The sequence below is a fragment of the Streptomyces acidiscabies genome, from assembly GCF_020010905.1.
GTDB lineage: Bacteria > Actinomycetota > Actinomycetes > Streptomycetales > Streptomycetaceae > Streptomyces > Streptomyces acidiscabies.
The window spans coordinates 1,229,572-1,251,021 of sequence record NZ_JAGJBY010000002.1; the positions used below are offsets into that span (position 1 = coordinate 1,229,572).

Consider the following 21,450-nt stretch of genomic DNA (forward strand, 5'->3'; position numbering starts at 1 on the left):
ACGAGGTTGCCGTACCTATGCGCCACGACGAAGGAGCCCGCGGTGAGTGCTGACCCGACGCAGACGCTCGCTTTCGACACGAGCTGTCACCTGTTCGACGGGTGCGGTTTCGACACGGTCGCCCCGGGCCTTCACTCGTTCCTGTTCAAGCCGCTCTTCGGCGACGCGGACAGCAACCTGTACTTCAACAAGACGATGCTGCTGGCGCTCCTCGGCTCGATCATCATCGTCGGCTTCTTCTGGGCCGCCTTCGCCAGGCCGAAGGTCGTCCCGGGCAAGCTGCAGATGGTCGCCGAAGCCGGTTACGACTTCATCCGGCGCGGTGTCGTCTACGAGACGATCGGCAAGAAGGAGGGCGAGAAGTACGTACCTCTCATCGTCTCCCTCTTCTTCTTCATCTGGGTGATGAACCTCTGGTCGATCATTCCGCTCGCCCAGTTCCCGGTCACCTCGATCATCGCCTACCCGGCGGGCCTCGCGGGTCTGGTGTACATCCTGTGGGTGTCCCTGACCTTCAAGCGGCACGGATTCGTCGGCGCCTTCAAGAACTTCAGCGGCTACGACAAGTCCCTCGGTGCGGTCCTGCCGATGGTCATGACCCTCGAACTGCTCTCGAACCTGATCGTGCGCCCCTTCACGCACGCGGTCCGGCTCTTCGCGAACATGTTCGCCGGTCACACGCTGCTGCTGCTCTTCACGATCGCCAGCTGGTACATGCTCAACGGCATCGGTATCGCCTACTCCGGCGTGTCGTTCGTGATGGTCATCGTGATGACGGCCTTCGAGCTCTTCATCCAGGCGGTCCAGGCGTACGTGTTCGTCCTGCTGACCTGCACCTTCATCCAGGGCGCGCTCGCCGAGCACCACTGAGCACAGCCCGCTTCGAACCCCCCCTAAGCACCCGGTGGCCAACCCCCACCGGACCTTGAAAGAGAAGGAAGAACCGGACATGTCCGCTCTCCAGACCCTTGCCGCCGGCGTCGAGATCAAGGGCAACCTCGGCTCCATCGGTTACGGCCTCGCCGCCATCGGCCCGGGCGTCGGCGTCGGCATCATCTTCGGTAACGGCACCCAGGCGCTTGCCCGTCAGCCCGAAGCTGCCGGCCTGATCCGCGCCAACCAGATCCTCGGCTTCGCCTTCTGTGAGGCGCTCGCGCTGATCGGTCTGGTCATGCCGTTCGTTTACCCGAGCGCCTGACCTGATCCGTCGGACCGCCCCTTTCGACGAAAGGCATTGATATGAGCCCTCTGGTTCTTTTGGCGGCTGAGGAGGCGGAAAACCCCCTCATCCCGCCGATCCCCGAGCTCGTCATCGGCCTCATCGCCTTCGTCATCGTCTTCGGCTTCCTCGCCAAGAAGCTCCTCCCGAACATCAACAAGGTTCTGGAAGAGCGTCGCGAGGCCATCGAGGGCGGTATCGAAGACGCGCAGGCCATGCAGCAGGAGGCCCAGAGCGTCCTGGAGCAGTACAAGGCCCAGCTCGCCGAGGCCCGTCACGAGGCCGCCCGGCTGCGCCAAGAGGCGCAGGAGCAGGGCGCCACGCTGATCGCCGAGATGCGCGCCGAAGGCCAGCGCCAGCGCGAGGAGATCGTCGCCGCCGGCCACGCGCAGATCGCGGCCGACCGCAAGGCGGCCTCCTCCGCGCTGCGCCAGGACGTCGGCAAGCTCGCCACCGACCTGGCCGGCAAGCTCGTCGGCGAGTCCCTTGAGGACCACGCCCGGCAGAGCCGCGTCATCGACCGCTTCCTCGATGATCTTGAGGAGAAGGCCGAGGCGTCGCGATGAACGGAGCCAGCCGCGAGGCCCTGGCCGCCGCACGGGAGCGCCTCGACGCGCTGACCGACGCCACGTCGGTCGACGCGAGCGCGCTCGCCGGTGAGCTGGCGTCCGTGACCGCACTGCTCGACCGCGAGGTCAGCTTGCGTCGGGTCCTCACCGACCCGGCGCAGTCCGGCGAGGCCAAGGCCGCGCTCGCCGCGCGCCTGCTCGGTGACCGGATCAGCGGCCCCGCCGCCGACCTGGTGGCCGGACTGGTCCGCGCCCGCTGGTCGCAGTCCCGCGACCTGGTGGACGCGCTGGAGGAACTGGCGGACATCGCCGACCTGACCGCCGCGCAGCGGACGGGCAGGCTCGACAGTGTCGAGGACGAACTGTTCCGCTTCGGACGGATCGTCTCCTCCTCCACCGAGCTGCGCGCCGCGCTGACCGATCGGAAGGCCACCGCCGCGGCCAAGAGCGAGCTGCTCGGCAGCCTGCTGGCGCGCCGTGCGGACGCGGCCACCGAACGGCTGGTGACGCGCCTGGTGACCGCGCCGCGTGGACGTAGCCTGGAATCGGGCCTGGAGGCCCTCTCCAAGCTCGCCGCCGAGCGCCGGGACCGGATCGTCGCCGTGGTCACCTCGGCGGTCCCGCTGAGCGACGGCCAGAAGCAGCGCCTCGGCGCCGCCCTCGCCAAGCTCTACGGCCGCTCGATGCACCTCAACCTCGACGTCGACCCCGAGGTCGTCGGCGGGATCCGGGTGCAGGTCGGTGACGAGGTCATCAACGGCTCGGTCGCGGACCGCATCGAGGACGCCGCCCGCCGTATGGCGAGCTAGCAGTAACAAGACGTTGAAATACGGCCCGCGTTGGGCCGTGCAAGAGGATTCACCTCGTTCAGGGGGGAGTCCGAAGTCGAGACATCCCCCCAAAGTGAAACTTCGGGCCCAACAAGGAGAGCAGGGAACCCAGATGTCGGAGCTCACGATCCGGCCGGAGGAGATCCGGGACGCGCTGGAGACCTTCGTCCAGTCGTACCAGCCGGACGCGGCCTCGCGCGAGGAGGTCGGTACGGTCACCCTTGCCGGCGACGGCATCGCGAAGGTCGAAGGCCTCCCCTCGGCCATGGCCAACGAACTGCTGAAGTTCGAGGACGGCACCCTCGGCCTCGCGCTGAACCTGGAAGAGCGCGAGATCGGCGCCATCGTCCTCGGCGAGTTCAGCGGCATCGAGGAGGGCCAGCCGGTGCACCGCACCGGAGAGGTTCTCTCCGTCGCGGTCGGCGAGGGCTACCTCGGCCGCGTCGTCGACCCGCTCGGCAACCCGATCGACGGCCTCGGCGAGATCGAGACGTCCGGCCGCCGCGCCCTGGAGCTCCAGGCTCCCGGCGTCATGGCCCGTAAGTCGGTGCACGAGCCGATGGAGACCGGCTACAAGGCCGTCGACGCCATGACCCCGATCGGCCGCGGCCAGCGCCAGCTGATCATCGGCGACCGCCAGACCGGCAAGACCGCCCTGGCCGTCGACACGATCATCAACCAGCGCGACAACTGGCGCTCCGGCGACCCGAAGAAGCAGGTCCGCTGCGTCTACGTCGCCATCGGCCAGAAGGGCTCGACCATCGCCTCCGTGCGTGGCGCCCTCGAAGAGGCCGGCGCGCTGGAGTACACGACCATCGTCGCGGCCCCCGCGTCCGACCCGGCCGGCTTCAAGTACCTGGCGCCGTACACCGGTTCCGCCATCGGCCAGCAGTGGATGTACGAGGGCAAGCACGTCCTCATCATCTTCGACGACCTGTCGAAGCAGGCCGACGCCTACCGCGCCGTCTCCCTGCTGCTGCGCCGCCCGCCGGGCCGCGAGGCCTACCCGGGTGACGTCTTCTACCTGCACTCCCGTCTCCTGGAGCGCTGCGCGAAGCTCTCCGACGACCTGGGCGCCGGCTCGATGACCGGTCTGCCGATCGTCGAGACCAAGGCGAACGACGTCTCGGCGTTCATCCCGACCAACGTCATCTCCATCACCGACGGCCAGTGCTTCCTGGAGTCGGACCTGTTCAACGCCGGTCAGCGCCCCGCGCTGAACGTCGGTATCTCCGTCTCCCGAGTCGGTGGTTCCGCGCAGCACAAGGCGATGCGCCAGGTCTCCGGCCGACTGCGCCTCGACCTCGCCCAGTACCGCGAGCTGGAGGCGTTCGCCGCCTTCGGTTCCGACCTGGACGCCGCGTCGAAGGCCCAGCTGGAGCGTGGTTCGCGACTGGTCGAGCTGCTCAAGCAGGCTCAGTACCAGCCGATGGCCACCGAGGACCAGGTCGTCTCCATCTGGGCCGGTACCAACGGCAAGATGGACGAGGTTCCGGTCGTCGACATCCGCCGCTTCGAGAAGGAGCTGCTTGAGTACCTGCACCGCAAGGAGCAGGGCCTCATGACCTCCATCAAGGAGGGCGCGAAGATGTCGAACGACACCATCCAGGCGATCGACGACGCCGTCGCGGAGTTCAAGAAGCAGTTCGAGACCGCGGACGGCAAGCTGCTCGGCGAAGACTCCGCCGCCAAGTGACGTAAGGAAGGGACCTGACTCATGGGAGCCCAGCTCCGGGTCTACAAGCGTCGCATCCGATCCGTCACCGCGACCAAGAAGATCACCAAGGCGATGGAGATGATCGCCGCCTCGCGCGTCGTCAAGGCGCAGCGCAAGGTGGCGGCCTCCGCGCCGTACGCGACCGAGCTCACGCGCGCGGTCACGGCGGTCGGGACCGGTTCGAACACGAAGCACCCGCTGACCACGCAGGCCGAGACCGTCGTACGGTCCGCGGTCCTGCTGCTGACCAGCGACCGCGGTCTGGCCGGCGCCTTCAACTCCAACGCCATCAAGGCGGCGGAGCAGCTCACGGCCCGACTTGAGGCCGAGGGCAAGGAGGTCGACACGTACATCGTCGGCCGCCGTGGCGTCGCGCACTACAACTTCCGTGAGCGCAAGATCACGGACTCGTGGTCGGGCTTCACGGATGAACCGACGTACGCGGACGCCAAGAACGTCGCGGCGCCGCTGATCGAGGCGATCGAGAAGGACACGGCGGACGGCGGGGTGGACGAGATCCACATCGTGTTCACCGAGTTCGTCTCGATGATGACGCAGTCGGCGCTCGACGACCGCCTGCTGCCGCTCAGCCTCGACGAGACGGCCGGCTCCGAGTCCAAGCAGGGCGAGATCCTTCCCCTGTACGACTTCGAGCCCTCGGCGGAGGACGTCCTCGACGCCCTGCTGCCGCGCTATGTGGAGAGCCGCGTCTACAACGCGCTGCTCCAGTCGGCGGCTTCGAAGCACGCGGCGACGCGGCGTGCGATGAAGTCGGCCACCGACAACGCGGGTGAGCTGATCGAGACGCTCTCCCGCCTTGCCAACGCGGCCCGCCAGGCCGAAATCACCCAGGAAATCAGCGAGATCGTCGGTGGCACCGCAGCCCTCGCCGACGCGACCGCGGGGAGTGACCGCTAATGACCACCACTGTTGAGACCGCGACGGCCACGGGCCGCGTCGCCCGGGTCATCGGCCCGGTCGTCGACGTGGAGTTCCCCGTCGACGCCATGCCGGAGATCTACAACGCGCTGCACGTCGAGGTGGCCGACCCGGCCCTGGACGGCGCGCAGAAGACGCTGACCCTGGAGGTCGCCCAGCACCTGGGTGACGGCCTGGTCCGCACCATCTCGATGCAGCCCACCGACGGCCTGGTCCGCCAGGCCCCGGTGACCGACACGGGCACGGGCATCACCGTCCCCGTCGGTGACTTCACCAAGGGCAAGGTGTTCAACACCCTCGGCGAGGTCCTGAACACCGACGAGGTGTACGAGGGCGAGCGCTGGTCCATCCACCGCAAGGCCCCGCGCTTCGACGAGCTCGAGTCGAAGACCGAGATGTTCGAGACCGGCGTCAAGGTCATCGACCTGCTGACCCCGTACGTCAAGGGCGGCAAGATCGGCCTGTTCGGCGGTGCCGGCGTCGGCAAGACGGTGCTCATCCAGGAGATGATCTACCGCGTCGCCAACAACCACGACGGTGTCTCCGTGTTCGCCGGTGTCGGCGAGCGCACCCGTGAGGGCAACGACCTCATCGAGGAGATGGCCGACTCGGGCGTCATCGACAAGACGGCCCTCGTCTTCGGCCAGATGGACGAGCCCCCGGGCACCCGTCTGCGCGTGGCCCTCGCGGGTCTGACCATGGCGGAGTACTTCCGCGATGTGCAGAAGCAGGACGTGCTGTTCTTCATCGACAACATCTTCCGCTTCACGCAGGCCGGTTCCGAGGTGTCGACCCTTCTCGGTCGTATGCCCTCGGCCGTGGGTTACCAGCCGAACCTCGCCGACGAGATGGGTCTCCTCCAGGAGCGCATCACCTCGACGCGTGGTCACTCGATCACCTCGATGCAGGCGATCTACGTCCCCGCGGACGACCTGACCGACCCGGCCCCGGCCACCACCTTCGCCCACCTCGACGCGACGACGGTTCTCTCCCGTCCGATCTCCGAGAAGGGCATCTACCCGGCCGTGGACCCGCTGGACTCCACGTCCCGGATCCTGGACCCCCGCTACATCGCGGCGGACCACTACAACACCGCGATGCGCGTCAAGACGGTCCTCCAGAAGTACAAGGACCTCCAGGACATCATCGCGATCCTCGGCATCGACGAGCTGGGCGAGGAGGACAAGCTCACCGTCCACCGCGCCCGTCGCGTGGAGCGCTTCCTGTCCCAGAACACCCACGTCGCCAAGCAGTTCACCGGCGTCGACGGGTCGGACGTACCGCTGGACGAGTCGATCGTCGCGTTCAACGCGATCATCGACGGCGACTACGACCACTTCCCGGAGCAGGCGTTCTTCCTCTGCGGCGGTATCGAGGACCTGAAGGCCAACGCCAAGGAGCTGGGCGTCTCCTGACGCTTCCGACGCTCGGTAGGTGAGCGTCAGAGCTCGTGAAGAGGGGCGGGTGCGTCCCGCCCCTCTTCTCACTCCCCTTAGACTTGTAACCAACACCCGGCAGGACCGCCGGGTGGTGACCCGAGGAGCCAACCTTGGCTGCTGAGCTGCACGTCGCGCTGGTCGCGGCCGACCGAGAGGTCTGGTCGGGCGACGCGACTCTCGTCGTCGCGCGCACCACGTCCGGCGACATCGGCGTCATGCCCGGTCACCAGCCGCTGCTCGGTGTGCTGGAGTCGGGCCCGGTGACCATCCGTACGAGTGACGGCGGAACCGTCGTCGCCGCTGTGCACGGTGGATTCGTCTCGTTCGCCGACAACAAGCTGTCGCTGCTGGCGGAGGTCGCCGAGCTGTCGGACGAGATCGACGTCCAGCGCGTCGAGCGGGAGCTGGAGCGCGCGAAGACCGAGGGGGACGCCGCCGCCGAGCGGCGCGCCGAGGTCCGACTGCGCGCGGCGGCCACGCATTGATCGCAGCGCCCATGTGATGCCAGTCATGCAGCCGCGGCCGGCCCGGAGCGATCCGGTGCCGGTCGCGGCTGTGGCAGATCTGGATGTTTTTTCCGTTCCGTTACCAATCGCCGAACCGCATTTCGGTACGTAGGAGACGAGGAGGTCGGTGTCGATGGTCCTCGCTCTGACTGTGTGCGGAGTTGTCGTGGCCCTCGTGGTGCTGGGCCTGTTCGTCTTCGGCCTGCGCCGCAGACTGATCCAGCGCTCGGGCGGCACGTTCGACTGTTCGCTGCGCTGGGACGTGCCCGAGAAACCCGACCCGAGCGGGAAGGGCTGGTCGTACGGCGTCGCCCGCTACAGCGGGGACAGCGTCGAGTGGTACCGCGTCTTCTCCTACGCCTACCGGCCGCGCCGGGCCCTGGAGCGCTCGGCGATCGAGGTCTCCGGCCGCCGACTCCCCGACGGCGAGGAGGAGTTGGCGCTCCTGTCCGACGCGGTGGTCCTCGCCTGCACGCACCGGGGGACCCGGCTCGAACTCGCGATGAGCGAGGACGCGCTGACCGGTTTCCTCGCCTGGCTGGAGGCGGCTCCGCCCGGACAGCGCGTCAACGTCGCCTGAACCTCGGACCTACAGCGGGCACACCGGCCGTACCGGCTGTTCCACTATGGCCGCCTGGTGCTGCCCCTGTGAGAGGGTCACCGTCACGCTGACCTGGGAGAGTACGGCCAGCAGGGCCGCCGAGGTGGCCGAGCCGAGGGCGGCGAGCTGGGCCGCCGAGGGTGTGAGACTGCGCTTGTCACTGGGCCGGCGCTTCATGGGTCCCCCCGAGCTTTTCGTTCCGCTTGCTGTGCAGAGACCCACTTTCTTCCCCGCGTCCCCCGCTTCTCACGGGCCGTTCGGTCCACCGGGGTGGGCCGAACGGCCCGCTTTGCCTTACGCGAGCCCGCTGCTGATGGCCGTCACCAGTTCGCCGTTCGCTGTGTCGCCGCTGAACTCCCAGAAGAACGCGCCCTTCAGGCCCTGGGACTTGGTCCACGCCATCTTTCCGGCGATCGTCCGGGGGGTGTCGTACGACCACCAGTCGGTGCCGCAGTACGCGTACGCCGTGCCGCCGACCAGGCCGGTCGGCGGGCACGTCGTCTTCAGGACCTTGTAGTCCTCCACACCCGCTTCGTACGTTCCCGGCGCGGCGCCCGTCGCGGTGCCGCCCGGCGCGGAGCGGGTGACTCCGGTCCAGCCCCGGCCGTAGAAGCCGATGCCTACCAGGAGCTTGTTCGCGGGGACGCCCTTCGCCCGGTACTTGGCGATCGCGTCGGCCGTGGTGAAGCCCTGCTGGGGGATGCCGGGGTAGGCGGTGAGGGGGGAGTGGGGGGCCGTGGGGCCCTGGGCGGCGAAGGCGCCGAAGAAGTCGTACGTCATGACGTTGTACCAGTCGACGTACTGCGCGGCGCCCGCGTAGTCGGTCGCGTCGATCTTGCCGCCGCTGGAGGCGTCGGCCGTCGTCGCGGCGGTGACCAGGTAGTGCGCGCCGAACTTGGCGCGCAGGGCCGCCATCAGGTTCTTGAACGCGGCCGGGCCCGAGGTGTCGCAGGAGTTGCCGCAGGCGTTCGGGTACTCCCAGTCGATGTCGACGCCGTCGAAGACGTCCGCCCAGCGGGGGTCCTCGATGAGGTCGTAGCAGGACTGGGCGAACGCGGCCGGGTTGCGGGCTGCCTCGCCGAAGCCGCCGGACCAGGTCCAGCCGCCGAACGACCAGAGGACCTTGATGTGCGGGTACTTGGCCTTCAGCTGGCGGAGCTGGTTGAAGTTGCCGCGCAGGGGCTGGTCCCAGGTGTCGGCGGCGCCGCTGACGGACTGGTCGGCGGTGAACGCCTTGTCGTAGTCGGCGTAGGAGTCGCCGATCGCGCACTTGCCGTTCGTGACGTTGCCGAAGGCGTAGTTGATGTGGGTGATCTTCGCGGCGGAGCCGGAGGTGACGAGGTTCTTGACGTTGTAGTTGCGGCCGTAGATGCCCCACTCGGTGAAGTAGCCGAGTTTTACCGGGGATTCGGCGCGAGCGGGGGCGTTCGCTGTGGCCGGGGTCGTGAGGGCGGCCAGGGGGAGCAGGGTGGCTGCGGCGATGATGGCTGCCAGTCTGCGGAAGGGGTGTCTGCCGAGTGCGAAGCGCATGGGGACGCCTCCTCGTCGTGGGGGATCGTGGTTGACGTGCCGTGGCGGAGCGTAGGAGTGGTCTGGACCACGCGTCAATAGGTCTGTACCAATAGGGGCTTGATCGCTCCAGGGCCAGCCTAGATCCCCAACTCCTGTGCCAGTACTGCCGCTTGGACTCTGCTGCGGAGTTCCAGCTTCGCCAGGAGGCGGCTGACGTGGGTTTTCACGGTGGCCTCGGCCATGTCCAGGCGCTTCGCGATGTCCGCGTTGGAGAGGCCGTCGCCGAGGCAGGTCAGGACCTCGCGTTCACGCCGGGTGAGGGTGTTCAGGACCGTGGGGTCCGTCGTGGGGTGGCGGGCGGTGGCCGTCGCGAACTCGGTGATCAGGCGGCGGGTGACGGCCGGGGCGATCAGGCCCTCGCCGCGCGCCACTGTCCTTACGGCGTCCAGGAGTTGGGAGGCTTCGGCGTTCTTCAGGAGGAAGCCGGACGCGCCCGCTCGCAGGGCCCCGAAGACGTACTCGTCCAGGTCGAAGGTCGTGAGGATCAGGACGTCCGCCAGGGATTCCGCGGTGATCTGTTTCGTCGCCGATACGCCGTCCAGGCGCGGCATCTGAACGTCCATCAGGACCAGGTCGGGGCTCAACTCCCGGGCCAGGGACACCGCTTGCTCGCCGTCCGCCGCCTCGCCGATCACCTCGATGTCCGGGGCGCTGCCCAGGATCAGGACCAGGCCCGAGCGGACGGCCGACTGGTCCTCGGCGACCAGGACGCGGATCATGCGGGATCTCCTTCGGGGAGGGGGAGGTGGGCGCTGACCGTCCAACGGTCGTTCTGCGGGCCCGCGTTGAACGTTCCGCCGATCAGGGTGGCCCGTTCGCGCATGCCGATCAGGCCGGCGCCGGAGCCTGGTGCGCGGGGGGTTTCGGGGGTGGCGTACGGGCTCGTGACCGTGACCTTCAGGTGGGTGGCGTCGCTGTGGAGAGTGACCGTCACCTTGCCGGGGGACGCGTGTTTCAGGGCGTTCGTCAGGGATTCCTGGACGATGCGGTACGCCGCCAGGGCAACAGGGGCCGGGGCGTCCGTCGGTGGGGGCGTGAGCAGGGTGACGTCCAGGCCGTTCGCCCGCGCGCCGTCGATCAGGGTGGGGAGGGCGTCGAGGGTGGGGGCCGGTTCGACCGTGTCGTCGGGGTGTCTCAGGATGCCGATCAGGCGGCGCATCTCCGCGAGGCCCTCGACGCTGTTCTCGCGGATCACCGTGAGGGCCTTCTTCGAGGTGTCCGGGTCGTCGATCGAGAGGGCTGCCGTCGAGTGGATCGCGATCGCCGAGAGGTGGTTGGCGACCAGGTCGTGCAACTCCCTTGCCATCCGGGCGCGTTCGGCGGTCACGGCTTGTGTTCTGTCCAACTCCGCCAGCAGCGCGGTCTGTTCGGCCCTCAGGCCGGCCGCCTCCGCCGCTGATCTGTGGTCGCGGACCAGGACGCCCGTCATCGCCGGGGTCAGGGTGACCAGGCCGACCGCGAAGCCGATCAGCAAGGTTTCCGGGGTGCGCCAGAGCGCGAACGGGACGGTCGCGCCGAGCAGGGTCAGCAGCGCCGAGATCCTGGGGATCTGGCGGGCTGTCGCCGGGGTGCCGTACAGGACCGCCGCGTAGACCAGGTCCGTGTACATCAGGACCGTGACCACGCTGCCGCGCGTCACCGTGTCCAGGACCAGGGTCGCCGTGCCGATCAGGGTGGCCGTGTTCGGGTGGGTTCGGCGGAGCAGCTCGCAGGCCGCCATCACCGCGAGCGGGAGCAGGGGTGGCCAGTCGCCGTCCCACAGCACGATGCCGTTGTCGCCGCCCGGGCGGGCGAACAGGCCGAGCGCCCACAGGAGCACGCCGCCGGCCAAGCCTGCGGCGGCGATGCGGAGGTCGTCGCGGTGGGGTCGTGCGGCCATGGCTCCCATCCAACACGGGTCGCGGGCTCGGCGCCTGCTGCCCTGGGCGGGTCCTGGACTGCATCTTTCGATGTACCGGGATCTCGTCACGGGCGACGAGGTGAGGGGGGTCACCCTGCCGGGAGGCTGGAGGTGTTGAGTCCCGGAAGGAGTGATGTCGCGTGATCGTCGGACTGATCGTCGCCTGTGAGGTGGCGTTCTGGGTACTGCTGGCGCTGGGGCTGGCGTTCCGGTACGCCCTGAAGATGCCGCGCACCGGCCTCGCGCTGCTCCTGTGCGAGCCGCTCCTCGAAGTCGCGCTCCTCGTCATCACGGCGATGGACCTCCGGAACGGGGCGGAACCGAGCTGGCACCACGGCGTCGCCGCGGTCTACATCGGCTTCACGGTCGGCCTCGGCCACTCCACGATCAAGTGGGCCGACGCGCAGGTCTCCCACCGCTTCTTCGACGGCCCCCCGCCGCCGAAGCCCCCCAAGTACGGCATGGCCCGCGCGATCCACGAGTGGAAGGTAGCCGCCCGCTGGATCCTCGCGGCGATCGTCGCCGCGGGCCTCCTCCAGGCGGCGATCTGGTACGTCGGCGACTCCGGCGAGACGGGTTCACTGCGGGAGTGGCAGACCCGGATGCTGTACGTGATCGGCATCAACGTGATCATCGCGGGGGTGTACACGGTGTTCCCGAAGCGGGGGTCGGAGCTTCCTGAGGAGCAGCGCGAGAAGGCGGGACGGCGGTACTGACCCGTCCTCACCTCTCCCCGCCCGGCACCCACAGCACGTCCCCCGTCTCCTTGTTCGCCGTCCGCGCCAGGATGAACAGCAGGTCCGACAGGCGGTTCAGGTATGTCGCCGTCAGGGGGTTCATCGTGTCGCCGTGGGACTCCAGGGCCGCCCATGTCGAGCGTTCCGCGCGGCGGACCACCGTGCAGGCGAGGTGGAGGAGGGAGGCGCCCGGGGTGCCGCCGGGGAGGATGAAGGAGCGGAGTTTTTCCAGGGTGGCGTTGTAGTGGTCGCAGTCCTGCTCCAGGCGGTCGATGTAGAACTGCTCGACCCGTAGGGGGGGGAATTCCGGGGTTTCCACCACCGGGGCCGACAGGTCCGCGCCTACGTCGAACAGGTCGTTCTGGATTCGGGTCAGGACCTTGACCACGTCCTCCGGGAGCGCGCCCAGGGCGATCGCCGTGCCCAGTGCCGCGTTCGCCTCGTTCGTGTCCGCGTACGCCGCGATGCGCAGGTCCGTCTTGGGGACGCGGCTCAGGTCGCCGAGGTTGGTGGTGCCCTGGTCGCCGGTGCGGGTGTAGATGCGCGTCAGATTGACCATGGCATCAGGGTAGTTGTGGGGGCCGGGTGTGATGTCCGTCCGAGGGGACGTGACTCGCGTTACTAAGGCGTCACAGAGCGGCTCCGGGCCGCTAAGGTCCGGGCCAAGGGTGGCGTACCGGCGCGGAAATCGGTGCGCCGGCGCGGTCGCGTGCTGCCTCGGGGCGGCTCACTGGCGTACACGAACCGCACAGACCCCATGAGCCTCACCCCTACGAGTGAATTCGGTATCGGTTCGCTCACAGACGGCAACCTCGGGCCGTCCGGGGCAGTCAGACGATGCGATACCGGACGAGTACACACAGCACAGCGGAGCACGGCACGCGACGCCAGGGGAGCGCATATGCACATCAGGGGCGACCACGCCGAGGTGGTCGTCGGGGGTCGGCTGGACGTGCACAGCGCGGCGGACGCCCGTACGGTCCTGCACGCGGCGGTCGACGCGGGGGTCGGCGACCTCCTGCTCGACCTGTCCGAGCTGGACTTCTGGGACGCGACCGGACTCGGCGTGATCATGGGCGTGCACCGCAGGGCGGGCCGCGCGGGCCGACGGCTCGTCCTGCGCGGCGTACCCCCGCAGCTGCAACGCCTGTTGGTCGCCACCCGCCTGCACCGCATCCTCGCCTTCGAGGGCGGCCTCGCGGCCGAATCCCTGCCTCGGGTGTGACTCAGCAGGTCACCCGTGCAATCCTCACCGGACCGTGACGTCTCGGGCGGCGCGGTACCCCGGGCTGTCGGAGATACTGTGCGAAGGTTTACGGTTCGTCTGCCCGCCGTCCTCAGCCCTCTGGCGGGCACCGGACCAGAAGCGACAGCGCAGTGTGCACCGCGGCCGGGAAGGGCCACCACCACACGACGCTTTTGGGGGGCTTGACCTATGGACCCGAACACCCGGGAGCCCGAGGAGAGCGGCCAGGACGGCCGCGCGCAGCGCCCGCGTTCCTCCAGGGACCCCCTCGCACCGGGCCAGCACGCGCCGGCCCCGGCCCGCACGGTCGACATCGTCGCCGGCGAGCACCTCCTCACCGTCAACCCGGTCGACGGCAGCGAGATCGAGCTGTGCCCGCCGACCGAGCGCCCCGACACCCCCGTACGCCGCACCGCCGAGGCCCGCGCCGAGGCGGAGCGCGCGGCGCGGCCCCCGGTCCCCGCCGGGCACGTACCGGCTCCGCCGCCGCTGCTCGGCCGCCAGGAGGAGCGCGAGCAGCTCGTCCGGCTCGTCGCGCGCGGGCGTTCCGTACGGCTCACCGGGCCCGCCGGGTCCGGCCGCACCCGGCTCCTCGACCTCGTCGCCGAGGACTGCGCGGACCTCGCCCCCGACGGCGTCGTCCGCCTCAGCGGGTACGGCCGTGGCGCCGAGGAGCTGCTCCACGAGCTGTTCCACCTCGTGTACGACGCGCCCCGGCACCGTCCGCTGCACGGCGAACTCCTCGTCCTCGTCCGTGAGATCGGCGCGGTCGTCGTCGTGGACGACCTGGAGTTCGGCGGCGCCGAGCTGGACGGGCTGCTCGCGGCGACGCCCGAGTGCGCGTTCGTGTTCGGCGCGACCGGGGAGACGCCGTTGCCCTCCGCCGGGTCCGCCGTCGAGGAGGTCACGCTCGGTGGGCTCGACCGGGCCGGTGGCATCGACCTCATCGAGCGTGCGGTCGGGCGGGTTCTCACGGAGGAGGAGGCCAACTGGGCCGGGGATCTGTGGTTCGAGTCCGAGGGGCTGCCGCTGCGGTTCGTGCAGGCCGGGGCGTTGCTTCAGCAGCGGGATCAGGTGCGGGCGAGCGCCGACGCGGTCGACGAGTACGGGGTTTTCGAGGACGCTCGGCCCGTTGTGGCTCAGGACGGGGAGCCGGAGGAGGAGATACCTCTGCCGTCGCTCGGGGAGGCGGCTGGGCCTGCGCCGTTGCTTGCTGCGCGGCTGAGTTCTTCGGCTCGGGCGACTCTGCGGTTCGCTATCGCGCTCGGTGGGGAGGTGCCTCATCAGGCGCATCTGCCTGCGCTGGTCGGTGACACGCACGCGGATGCGGCCCTCGGGGAGCTGGTGTCCTGTGGGTTGGTGACGCCGGTCGGGTCTCGGTATCGGCTTGCTGCGGGGATCAAGGTGCAGTTGGAGGCTGCGGGGTACGGGGGTGAGTCCGGGGCTCTTGCGCAGGGGGCTGCCGCGCATTACGCCTGGTGGGCCGGGCATCCGTCCGTTACGCCGGAGCGGGTGTGTGCTGAGGGCGATGCGATTTTGGCCGCGTTGAGTGTTGCCTCGCCGTTGGCTGTGCCGCCTGGTGAGGGGGAGCAGTCGGTTGCCGTTCAGTTGGCTCGTACTGCTGTGCCTGCGTTTGCTGCGGGGCTGGCGTTCGATGCGTGGGAGCGGGCCTTGCGGGGTGGGGCCGAGGCTGCTCGGTTGTCCGGGGAAGTTGCCGATCAGGCGTATTTCCATCATGAGCTGGGGGTGTACGCGATTCTTGCCGGGCAGCTCGATCGGGCTCGGTCGGAGTTGGAGACGTCCATTGGGTTGAGGGGGGCGTTGGCGGACAAGCGGGGGACGTTGGCGGGGCGGCGGGCGTTGGCGCTTGTCGCTGATCGGGCGGGGGAGGTTCCGGGGTTGCCGGGGGTTGTGGCTTCCGCTTCTGCCGGGGCCGTGGTGTCCGCCGGGGGCGTCGGGGAGGCTGTGTCGCGTTCTCCCGAGGTGGGGGTGACTCAGAAGCAGCGGGTTGTTGTGCCGCCTGCGGCGCCGGTGGGGGCGCAGCATCGTCGTAGTCTGCGGGGGATTGCTCGGCGGAACCTTGTTGCTGCTGGGGCCGGGGCGCTGCTTGTTGCTGTGCTGGGGACTGTTGTGGGGCTTGGGGCTACCTCTGACAAGGGGGCGGACGGTCCCTCGCGGGAGGTTGGGCCCTCTGCGAGTACGGGGCTTGATGGTGGGGAGTCGGGGGTGGGGGCGCCCGGGGGTTCCGGTGGGTCGTCCAGCGGGTCCGGTGGGTCGGGGGGCGGTACGGGGGGTGTGAGTGACCCTACGAGTCGGCCCAGTCCTACGGATCCGGGGCCGGACGGGAAGATGGGGACGCCGGATGATCCGACGCCTTCGGAGTCCGCCGATGGGAGTACGGGCGGTACGGCTGGGGGGAGTACGGGTGGGGGTACGGGGAGTACGTCGCCTACGCCTACGCCGCCCCCTACGCATTCGTCGCCCAGTCCGACGCCGAGGCCCTCGGACTCGCCGAGCCCGACAGTCCCGGCTTCGCCGAGCCCCACGGCGCCTTCGAGTAGCCCGACGGCTCCGGAGAGCACGCCGTCCACGTCTACCTCGGCGAGTGGGCCTGCGGCCAGCAGTCCGGCGGTGTCGCCGAGCACGGCTGGTTCTGCTTCGGCGGCGGTGATCTGAGGGAGGGCCCTCTGTAGTGCCGGGTCGGGTTGTCTGGCGGGTGCTGCGCCGTCGTGGCTGGTCGCGCAGTTCCCCGCGCCCCTAAAGGACATCGACTGGTCCGGCGCTTCGAGGCTCCCGCACGGACTGTCCCCAGCTTGGGCACTGCTACGCGTGCCCGAGAGGTTGTCTGGTGGGTGCGGCGCCGTTGTGGCTGGTCGCGCCCGTGCGGCGGTAGCCGCAAATCAGGTACAGCCCCGCGCCCCTAAAGGACGACAGCTGATCCGGCGCTTCGAGGGGCCCTGGGCCCCGCCCCCGAAGGGCGTCGCATGCACCGGCACTGCAATGCGCTCCGGAGGAGGGGCCTGCCCCGGGAGCCGCAACGCGCGCCCGAGGGGTTGTCTGGTGGGTGCGGCGCCGTTGTGGCTGGTCGCGCCCGCGCGGCGGTAGCCGCAAATCAGATATAGCCCCGCGCCCCTAAAGGACACCGACTGGCCCGGCGCTTCGAGGCGTCCCCTCAGACGAGCCTCCCGACGCCTAAGGACGTTGCCTGCACCGGCACCGCAACGCGCTCCTGAGGGGGTGCCCGGCCCGGCATCGCAACGCGGCTTCTGGGGGGCGCCTGGGCCGGAGCCGCAACGCGCGCCCGAGGGGTTGGCTGGTGGGCGCGGCGACGTTGGGGCTGGTCGTGGCCGCGCGGTGGTAGCCGCAAATCAGGTACAGTCCCGCGCCCCTAAAAAGACGACGGCTGGTCCGGCGCTTCGAGGCGTCCCCTCAGACAGGCCCCCGCAACGCGTGCCTAAGGACGTCGACTGTCCCCGCACCGCAACGCGCCCCCGAAGAGCGTCGTCTGCCCCAGCCTTCCGAAACGTGCGCCAAATCCTTCCCCCAACGTTCTCCTTCTCCGGTGGCATCGCCCTCCCCAACCCCCTAGCGTGGCCGCATGATCGAGCTTGAGGGGTTGACCAAGCGGTACGGCGAGAAAGTGGCGGTGAATAATCTTAGTTTTGCTGTTCGGCCGGGGATTGTTACCGGGTTTTTGGGGCCTAACGGGGCCGGGAAGTCCACCACTATGCGGATGATGTTGGGGCTGGATCGGCCTACCGCGGGTGATGTGCGCATTGATGGGCAGCACTACGACGCGCTCAAGGAGCCGTTGAAGTACATCGGGGCGCTGCTCGATGCAAAGGCCATGCATGGGGGGCGTAGTGCCTTCAACCATCTGTTGTGCCTCGCGCAGAGCAATGGGATTCCTCGGAGCCGGGTTGATGAAGTGCTCGATACCGTTGGGTTGACCGCCGTGGCCCGGAAGAAGGCCAAGGGGTTCTCGCTCGGGATGGGGCAGCGGCTTGGGATCGCTGCCGCGTTGCTCGGGGATCCTCGGATCCTGATGTTCGATGAGCCCGTCAACGGGCTCGATCCCGAGGGCATCCACTGGATCCGGAACCTCATGAAGTCCCTCGCCGCGCAGGGGCGGACCGTCTTCGTGTCGTCGCACCTGATGAGCGAGATGGCGCTGACGGCGGACCACCTGGTCGTGATCGGGCAGGGGAGGCTCCTCGCGGACACCTCCATGGCCGAGTTCATCGCGCACAACTCGCGTTCGTACGTCCGTATCCGCACCCCGCAGCGCGAGCGGATGCTCGACGTGCTGCACCAGGCGGGGGTGACCGTCGTGGAGACGGGCAGCGGGGTCCTTGAGGTGGACGGCGAGAAGGCCGAGCAGCTCGGGGAGCTGGCGGCCCAGCACCACCTCGTCCTGCACGAACTGTCGCCGCAACAGGCCTCGTTGGAAGAGGCGTTCATGCAGTTGACCGCCGAGTCGGTCGAGTACCACGCACACACGGACGAGGCCCCGCCGCAGGAGTGGGGCGACGGCTGGAGGAAGGACTGAGATGGCCGTCACCCAGGTTTCACAGGTCGTGCGGTCGGAGTGGACGAAGGTCCGGTCGGTCGCGTCGACGGTGTGGACGCTGTCCCTCGCGGCGGTCGTCAGCATCGGGATCGGGATGCTGCTCTCGGCGCTGTCCAAGAGCCAGTTCGACGATCTCAGCCGCAACGACAAGCTTTCCTTCGATCCGACGTTCATCAGCTTCGCCGGGATGACCCTCGGCCAGCTCGCGATGATCGTGTTCGGCGTGCTGGTCGTCTCGAACGAGTACAGCACCGGCATGATCCGTACGTCGCTGGCGGCCGTACCCCAGCGCGGCACCTTCTACTTCAGCAAGATCGCCGTCGCCGCCGGACTCGCCCTGGCCGTCGGGATGGTCACCAGCTTCGCGTCCTTCTTCCTCGGACAGGCCATGCTCGGCTCGCTGCGCGCGCACATCGGGGACACCGGGGTGCTGCGGGCCGTCATCGGGGGCGGGCTGTACATGATGCTGATCGCCCTGTTCTCGATGGGCGTCGCGACCATGCTGCGCTCACCGATGCTCTCCCTCGGCATCCTGATGCCGTTCTTCTTCCTCGTCTCCAACATCCTGGGGAACGTCTCCGCGACGAAGAAGGTCGGGCGCTATCTGCCGGACCAGGCGGGCAGCAAGATCATGCAGGTGGTGACGCCGGTCGACAACGACACCCCGTACGGACCCTGGGGCGGGCTCGCGATCATGGTCGCGTGGGTGGTGGCCGCGCTGCTCGGCGGATATCTCCTGCTGAAGGAGCGGGACGCCTGAGGCTTTGCCTCCTCTTGGCCGCAACCGTCAGCACCCCGATAAGCTCCTAACACTTACGGGGGGCGTGCGCCCCGCTGTCCTGAACCTGGTGGTGGGTGCGGAGCATGATCGAGGCAGTCGGCCTGACCAAGCGCTACGGCGACAAGACCGCTGTGCACAATCTGTCCTTCCGGGTGCGGCCGGGGGCCGTCACCGGGTTCCTCGGGCCGAACGGGTCGGGCAAGTCCACGACGATGCGGATGATCCTGGGGCTGGACAACCCGACCGCAGGGTCCGTCACGATCAGCGGGTATCCGTACCGGCAGCTCCCGAACGCGGCGCGGCACGTGGGGGCGCTGCTCGACGCGAAGGCCGTGCACGGGGGGCGGCACGCGCGCAACCATCTGCTCTGCCTCGCGCAGCTCTCCGGGATTCCGGCACGGCGCGTCGACGAGGTGCTCGGCGTCGTCGGGCTCCAGGCGGTCGCCCGTAAGCGGTCCAAGGGGTTCTCGCTCGGCATGGGCCAGCGGCTCGGGATCGCCGCCGCGCTCCTCGGCGACCCCCAGGTCCTCCTCTTCGACGAGCCGGTCAACGGGCTCGACCCCGAGGGCATCCTGTGGGTGCGGAACCTGATGAAGGCGCTGGCCGCCGAGGGCCGTACGGTGTTCGTCTCCTCCCACCTGATGAGCGAGATGGCGCTCACCGCCGACCACCTCGTCGTCATCGGACGCGGACAGCTCCTCGCGGACATGAGCGTGCGCGACTTCATCGAGGCGAACTCGGCGGGGTTCGCGCGCATCCGTACGCCGGACACGGAACCGCACCTGCGCGAGAAGCTGACGTCCGCGCTGACCGAGGCGGGCGGGCACGTCCTCCCCGAATCCGACGGGGCGCTGCGGGTGACGGGGCTGCCGCTGCCTCGTATCAGCGACATCGCGCACGACACGGACGTACGCCTCTGGGAGCTCTCGCCGCATCAGGCGTCCCTGGAGGAGGCGTACATGCGGATGACGCAGTCGGCCGTCGACTACCGCTCCACCACGGACCAGAAGTCGGGCCTCCAACAGCCGCTGCCGCCGGGGGCGTTGCCGCCGATGGCGGTGGCGGGGCAGGGGCAGCCGGGGTGGTACGCGCCTCCGCCGCCGCAAGGGGCTCCGCCGAACCCGTACGCGCAGCCGCCGGTGCCGGGGGGTGGCTTCGGGGCGGCGAGCGGCCAGGCGCAGGTGCCGGCGCCGGGTGGTGGGTTCGGGCCCGCGCCCGTCGTTCCGGCGGCCGAGCCTGCTGCTGTCGGCGAGAAGGAGCCCGGGACGCTGGTGATCTCGCCGGTCAAGGCCGAGGGCGCGGGTGCCGAGGGTGCTCCGGCCGAGAAGGAGGCGGGGGCCGAGGCTGTCGTAGCCGCTGCCGCCGAGACGAAGACCCACGATTCCGAGGACGCGCGATGAGCCAGCAGACCCCTTCGCCTCAGGTGTGGCAGCAGGGCGGTGTCGGGTACACGTCGCCCATTCCCGTCGTGCGGACGCATCTGGGGCATGCCATCGCCTCGGAGTGGACCAAGATCCGGTCCGTGCGGTCGACCATGTGGACGCTCGGGGTGTTCGTGGTGATGGTCGTCGGGGTTGGGCTGCTGACGGCCCTGCTGATCGCCGCCAATGCCGGGCCGGACGATCTCCAGGGCGACAACCCCTTGTCCTACGGCGTGTTCGGGCTGCTGCTCGGGAGCATGTGCGTGATCACGCTGGGCGTGCTGACGACCGCGTCCGAGTACGGGACCGGGATGATCCGTACGACGATGGTGGCGTGCCCCTCGCGGGGGCGGGTGCTCGCGGCCAAGGGGATCGTGTTCTTCGGCGTCGCGTTCGCGTTCACGTTCGTGTCGACGCTGGTCGTGGCGCTCGCGGACGTCGCGCTGCTGGACGGGGCGCGGACGCCGTCCACGGGGGAGTGGGTGAAGGGGACCTTCGGGGTCTCCCTGTTCATCGCGCTGCTCGGGCTGCTGTCGCTGGCCGTCGGGTCGGTCGTACGGCACTCCGCCGGGGCCATCACGATCATGATCGGGCTGGTGCTGGCGCCGCTCGTGCTGGCGCTGTTCATGTTCGCGGAGTCGCTGTCGGGGCTGCGGGACTTCCTCTTCGAGTACTCGATCCCGAATCTGCTGAGCACGTTCTACGCGGAGACGCTCACCGAGTCGGGGCCGTCCGCGGGGGACTCGCTGCTGATCGCCCTGGTCGTGACCGGCGCCGTGTTCGGTGCCGGGTTCGCGTTGCTGGAGAAGCGGGACGTGTGACCGTCGCTCAGAAGCGCGGTGCGTTGCGGGACCGTCGTACCCCTGGGGTGCGGCGGTCCCGTGCGTTCCAGCAGGCCTTGTGCCAGTGGCGGCGGTCGTCTACGCCCGCGTGCTGCGGCCATGCGACGACGTGCGGGACGCCGTCGGGGATCAGCTGGTCGCAGCCGGGGCAGCGGTACGACTTGCCCTGGCTGCTCGCGCCCGCGACATGCCGCACGCTCCACTCCTCGCCGGCCCAGTCCGTCGAGGACTGCCAGCCGCCGTAGCGGCCCGCGCGGTCGTCCTCGGTGCTGTTGCCTGACAGGTCGGTGCCCTTGGGGCGGTTGCGGCGCGGGGACACGGGACACCTCACGGACTTTTACAGGGAGCGTGGTTCCGCTCCAGCCTACGCGGCGGGATGCGGGGTAGGCGAAGAACGGCCAATCCCCACAAGTCCCCCCGGCGTGAGGGGGTTGAGTGGCTCCCGGGAGCCGTTCTCCAGACAATCCGGAAATCTCTTCGCCAGGCCGTGTCCTCGGCACGTGTCAGGCGGTTATGCCGGTGTGGGGGAGCTCCGTGTCGGAGCCAAGGAAGCAGGAAAGT

Annotated in this window: 21 protein-coding genes and 1 pseudogene; 16 read left to right on the top strand and 6 right to left on the bottom strand. The window is 69.2% G+C overall.

Going from position 1 to position 21,450, the window contains the following annotated elements; genetic code table 11:
- The first annotated feature begins 42 nt into the window (after positions 1–42).
- The 9 genes from atpB to J8M50_RS32550 all read left to right on the top strand — a co-directional run bounded on the left by atpB (position 43) and on the right by J8M50_RS32550 (position 7,799).
- A complete protein-coding gene (gene atpB, locus J8M50_RS32510) occupies positions 43–870 on the top strand; it encodes a F0F1 ATP synthase subunit A (RefSeq protein ID WP_010357476.1) in 828 nt (275 codons plus the stop codon).
- 79 nt (positions 871–949) lie between these two features.
- Complete coding sequence (locus J8M50_RS32515) at positions 950–1,198, top strand: ATP synthase subunit C-like protein (protein WP_010357477.1); 249 nt, start codon at positions 950–952, stop codon at positions 1,196–1,198.
- A 41-nt stretch (positions 1,199–1,239) separates the two neighbouring features.
- On the top strand, positions 1,240–1,785 hold the full coding sequence (locus J8M50_RS32520) for a F0F1 ATP synthase subunit B (RefSeq protein WP_029184339.1): 546 nt from the start codon (positions 1,240–1,242) through the stop codon (positions 1,783–1,785).
- On the top strand, positions 1,782–2,597 hold the full coding sequence (locus tag J8M50_RS32525; RefSeq protein WP_010357479.1) for a F0F1 ATP synthase subunit delta: 816 nt from the start codon (positions 1,782–1,784) through the stop codon (positions 2,595–2,597). The genes J8M50_RS32520 and J8M50_RS32525 overlap by 4 nt, the downstream gene beginning before the upstream one ends.
- Before the next feature lie 133 nt (positions 2,598–2,730).
- Complete coding sequence (atpA, locus tag J8M50_RS32530; RefSeq protein WP_010357480.1) at positions 2,731–4,314, top strand: F0F1 ATP synthase subunit alpha; 1,584 nt, start codon at positions 2,731–2,733, stop codon at positions 4,312–4,314.
- Between the two features lie 21 nt (positions 4,315–4,335).
- Positions 4,336–5,253: a F0F1 ATP synthase subunit gamma gene (locus J8M50_RS32535; RefSeq protein WP_010357481.1), complete on the top strand. Its 918-nt coding sequence runs from the start codon at positions 4,336–4,338 to the stop codon at positions 5,251–5,253.
- Positions 5,253–6,689: a F0F1 ATP synthase subunit beta gene (atpD, locus tag J8M50_RS32540; protein ID WP_010357482.1), complete on the top strand. Its 1,437-nt coding sequence runs from the start codon at positions 5,253–5,255 to the stop codon at positions 6,687–6,689. Before J8M50_RS32535 ends, atpD begins: the two co-directional genes overlap by 1 nt.
- Positions 6,690–6,823: 134 nt before the next feature.
- Positions 6,824–7,198 (top strand): F0F1 ATP synthase subunit epsilon, encoded by a 375-nt coding sequence (locus J8M50_RS32545; protein WP_010357483.1) that lies wholly within the window; start codon positions 6,824–6,826, stop codon positions 7,196–7,198.
- 154 nt (positions 7,199–7,352) lie between these two features.
- A complete protein-coding gene (locus tag J8M50_RS32550) occupies positions 7,353–7,799 on the top strand; it encodes a DUF2550 domain-containing protein (RefSeq protein ID WP_029184340.1) in 447 nt (148 codons plus the stop codon).
- A 9-nt stretch (positions 7,800–7,808) separates the two neighbouring features.
- Here J8M50_RS32550 and J8M50_RS32555 read toward each other — a convergent pair whose 3' ends face one another.
- The 4 genes and pseudogenes from J8M50_RS32555 to J8M50_RS32570 all read right to left on the bottom strand — a co-directional run bounded on the left by J8M50_RS32555 (position 7,809) and on the right by J8M50_RS32570 (position 11,280).
- Positions 7,809–7,997, bottom strand: coding sequence for a hypothetical protein (locus tag J8M50_RS32555; protein ID WP_010357486.1), 189 nt, complete (start codon positions 7,995–7,997; stop codon positions 7,809–7,811).
- A 117-nt stretch (positions 7,998–8,114) separates the two neighbouring features.
- Positions 8,115–9,224 (bottom strand): annotated as a pseudogene (locus J8M50_RS32560) (glycoside hydrolase family 18 protein); the annotation flags it as partial.
- 245 nt (positions 9,225–9,469) lie between these two features.
- The gene (locus J8M50_RS32565) at positions 9,470–10,111 is read right to left on the bottom strand and encodes a response regulator (RefSeq protein ID WP_010357488.1); all 642 of its coding nucleotides are present in this window, start codon (positions 10,109–10,111) and stop codon (positions 9,470–9,472) included.
- The gene (locus tag J8M50_RS32570) at positions 10,108–11,280 is read right to left on the bottom strand and encodes a sensor histidine kinase (protein WP_029184341.1); all 1,173 of its coding nucleotides are present in this window, start codon (positions 11,278–11,280) and stop codon (positions 10,108–10,110) included. The genes J8M50_RS32565 and J8M50_RS32570 overlap by 4 nt, the downstream gene beginning before the upstream one ends.
- Positions 11,281–11,432: 152 nt before the next feature.
- On the opposite strand from J8M50_RS32570, the gene J8M50_RS32575 reads away from it, so the two are divergent.
- A complete protein-coding gene (locus tag J8M50_RS32575; RefSeq protein WP_010357490.1) occupies positions 11,433–12,008 on the top strand; it encodes a hypothetical protein in 576 nt (191 codons plus the stop codon).
- A gap of 7 nt (positions 12,009–12,015) precedes the next feature.
- Here the strand turns inward: J8M50_RS32575 and J8M50_RS32580 are convergent, their stop codons facing one another.
- Complete coding sequence (locus J8M50_RS32580; RefSeq protein WP_010357491.1) at positions 12,016–12,588, bottom strand: cob(I)yrinic acid a,c-diamide adenosyltransferase; 573 nt, start codon at positions 12,586–12,588, stop codon at positions 12,016–12,018.
- Between the two features lie 342 nt (positions 12,589–12,930).
- On the opposite strand from J8M50_RS32580, the gene J8M50_RS32585 reads away from it, so the two are divergent.
- From J8M50_RS32585 to J8M50_RS32610, 6 genes are all read left to right on the top strand, one after another.
- Positions 12,931–13,254, top strand: a complete 324-nt coding sequence (locus J8M50_RS32585; RefSeq protein WP_010357492.1) for an STAS domain-containing protein — start codon at positions 12,931–12,933, stop codon at positions 13,252–13,254.
- 210 nt (positions 13,255–13,464) lie between these two features.
- Positions 13,465–15,951 (top strand): ATP-binding protein, encoded by a 2,487-nt coding sequence (locus tag J8M50_RS32590; RefSeq protein ID WP_010357493.1) that lies wholly within the window; start codon positions 13,465–13,467, stop codon positions 15,949–15,951.
- A gap of 922 nt (positions 15,952–16,873) precedes the next feature.
- Entirely contained in the window at positions 16,874–17,824 is a 951-nt protein-coding gene (locus tag J8M50_RS32595) for an ABC transporter ATP-binding protein (protein ID WP_029184548.1), read from the top strand.
- A 1-nt stretch (position 17,825) separates the two neighbouring features.
- A complete protein-coding gene (locus J8M50_RS32600) occupies positions 17,826–18,605 on the top strand; it encodes an ABC transporter permease (RefSeq protein ID WP_010359433.1) in 780 nt (259 codons plus the stop codon).
- Positions 18,606–18,709: 104 nt separating this feature from the next.
- Positions 18,710–20,026, top strand: coding sequence for an ABC transporter ATP-binding protein (locus J8M50_RS32605; protein WP_010359436.1), 1,317 nt, complete (start codon positions 18,710–18,712; stop codon positions 20,024–20,026).
- Entirely contained in the window at positions 20,023–20,868 is an 846-nt protein-coding gene (locus J8M50_RS32610) for an ABC transporter permease (RefSeq protein ID WP_050987394.1), read from the top strand. The genes J8M50_RS32605 and J8M50_RS32610 overlap by 4 nt, the downstream gene beginning before the upstream one ends.
- 7 nt (positions 20,869–20,875) lie before the next feature.
- Here the strand turns inward: J8M50_RS32610 and J8M50_RS32615 are convergent, their stop codons facing one another.
- Positions 20,876–21,208, bottom strand: a complete 333-nt coding sequence (locus J8M50_RS32615) for an Rv1322 family protein (protein WP_010359438.1) — start codon at positions 21,206–21,208, stop codon at positions 20,876–20,878.
- Positions 21,209–21,450 lie beyond the last annotated feature (242 nt).

Excerpts from the sequence above, each read along its gene's own strand:
- J8M50_RS32570 (WP_029184341.1), bottom strand. The coding sequence starts at position 11,280 with ATGGGAGCCATGGCCGCACGACCCCACCGCGACGACCTCCGCATCGCC.
- J8M50_RS32585 (WP_010357492.1), top strand. The coding sequence starts at position 12,931 with ATGCACATCAGGGGCGACCACGCCGAGGTGGTCGTCGGGGGTCGGCTG.
- J8M50_RS32555 (WP_010357486.1), bottom strand. The coding sequence starts at position 7,997 with ATGAAGCGCCGGCCCAGTGACAAGCGCAGTCTCACACCCTCGGCGGCC.
- atpA (WP_010357480.1), top strand. The coding sequence starts at position 2,731 with ATGTCGGAGCTCACGATCCGGCCGGAGGAGATCCGGGACGCGCTGGAG.
- J8M50_RS32515 (WP_010357477.1), top strand. The coding sequence starts at position 950 with ATGTCCGCTCTCCAGACCCTTGCCGCCGGCGTCGAGATCAAGGGCAAC.
- J8M50_RS32565 (WP_010357488.1), bottom strand. The coding sequence starts at position 10,111 with ATGATCCGCGTCCTGGTCGCCGAGGACCAGTCGGCCGTCCGCTCGGGC.
- J8M50_RS32605 (WP_010359436.1), top strand. The coding sequence starts at position 18,710 with ATGATCGAGGCAGTCGGCCTGACCAAGCGCTACGGCGACAAGACCGCT.
- J8M50_RS32525 (WP_010357479.1), top strand. The coding sequence starts at position 1,782 with ATGAACGGAGCCAGCCGCGAGGCCCTGGCCGCCGCACGGGAGCGCCTC.
- J8M50_RS32595 (WP_029184548.1), top strand. The coding sequence starts at position 16,874 with ATGATCGAGCTTGAGGGGTTGACCAAGCGGTACGGCGAGAAAGTGGCG.
- J8M50_RS32535 (WP_010357481.1), top strand. The coding sequence starts at position 4,336 with ATGGGAGCCCAGCTCCGGGTCTACAAGCGTCGCATCCGATCCGTCACC.
- J8M50_RS32520 (WP_029184339.1), top strand. The coding sequence starts at position 1,240 with ATGAGCCCTCTGGTTCTTTTGGCGGCTGAGGAGGCGGAAAACCCCCTC.
- J8M50_RS32600 (WP_010359433.1), top strand. The coding sequence starts at position 17,826 with ATGGCCGTCACCCAGGTTTCACAGGTCGTGCGGTCGGAGTGGACGAAG.
- J8M50_RS32610 (WP_050987394.1), top strand. The coding sequence starts at position 20,023 with ATGAGCCAGCAGACCCCTTCGCCTCAGGTGTGGCAGCAGGGCGGTGTC.
- J8M50_RS32580 (WP_010357491.1), bottom strand. The coding sequence starts at position 12,588 with ATGGTCAATCTGACGCGCATCTACACCCGCACCGGCGACCAGGGCACC.
- atpD (WP_010357482.1), top strand. The coding sequence starts at position 5,253 with ATGACCACCACTGTTGAGACCGCGACGGCCACGGGCCGCGTCGCCCGG.
- J8M50_RS32590 (WP_010357493.1), top strand. The coding sequence starts at position 13,465 with ATGGACCCGAACACCCGGGAGCCCGAGGAGAGCGGCCAGGACGGCCGC.
- J8M50_RS32550 (WP_029184340.1), top strand. The coding sequence starts at position 7,353 with ATGGTCCTCGCTCTGACTGTGTGCGGAGTTGTCGTGGCCCTCGTGGTG.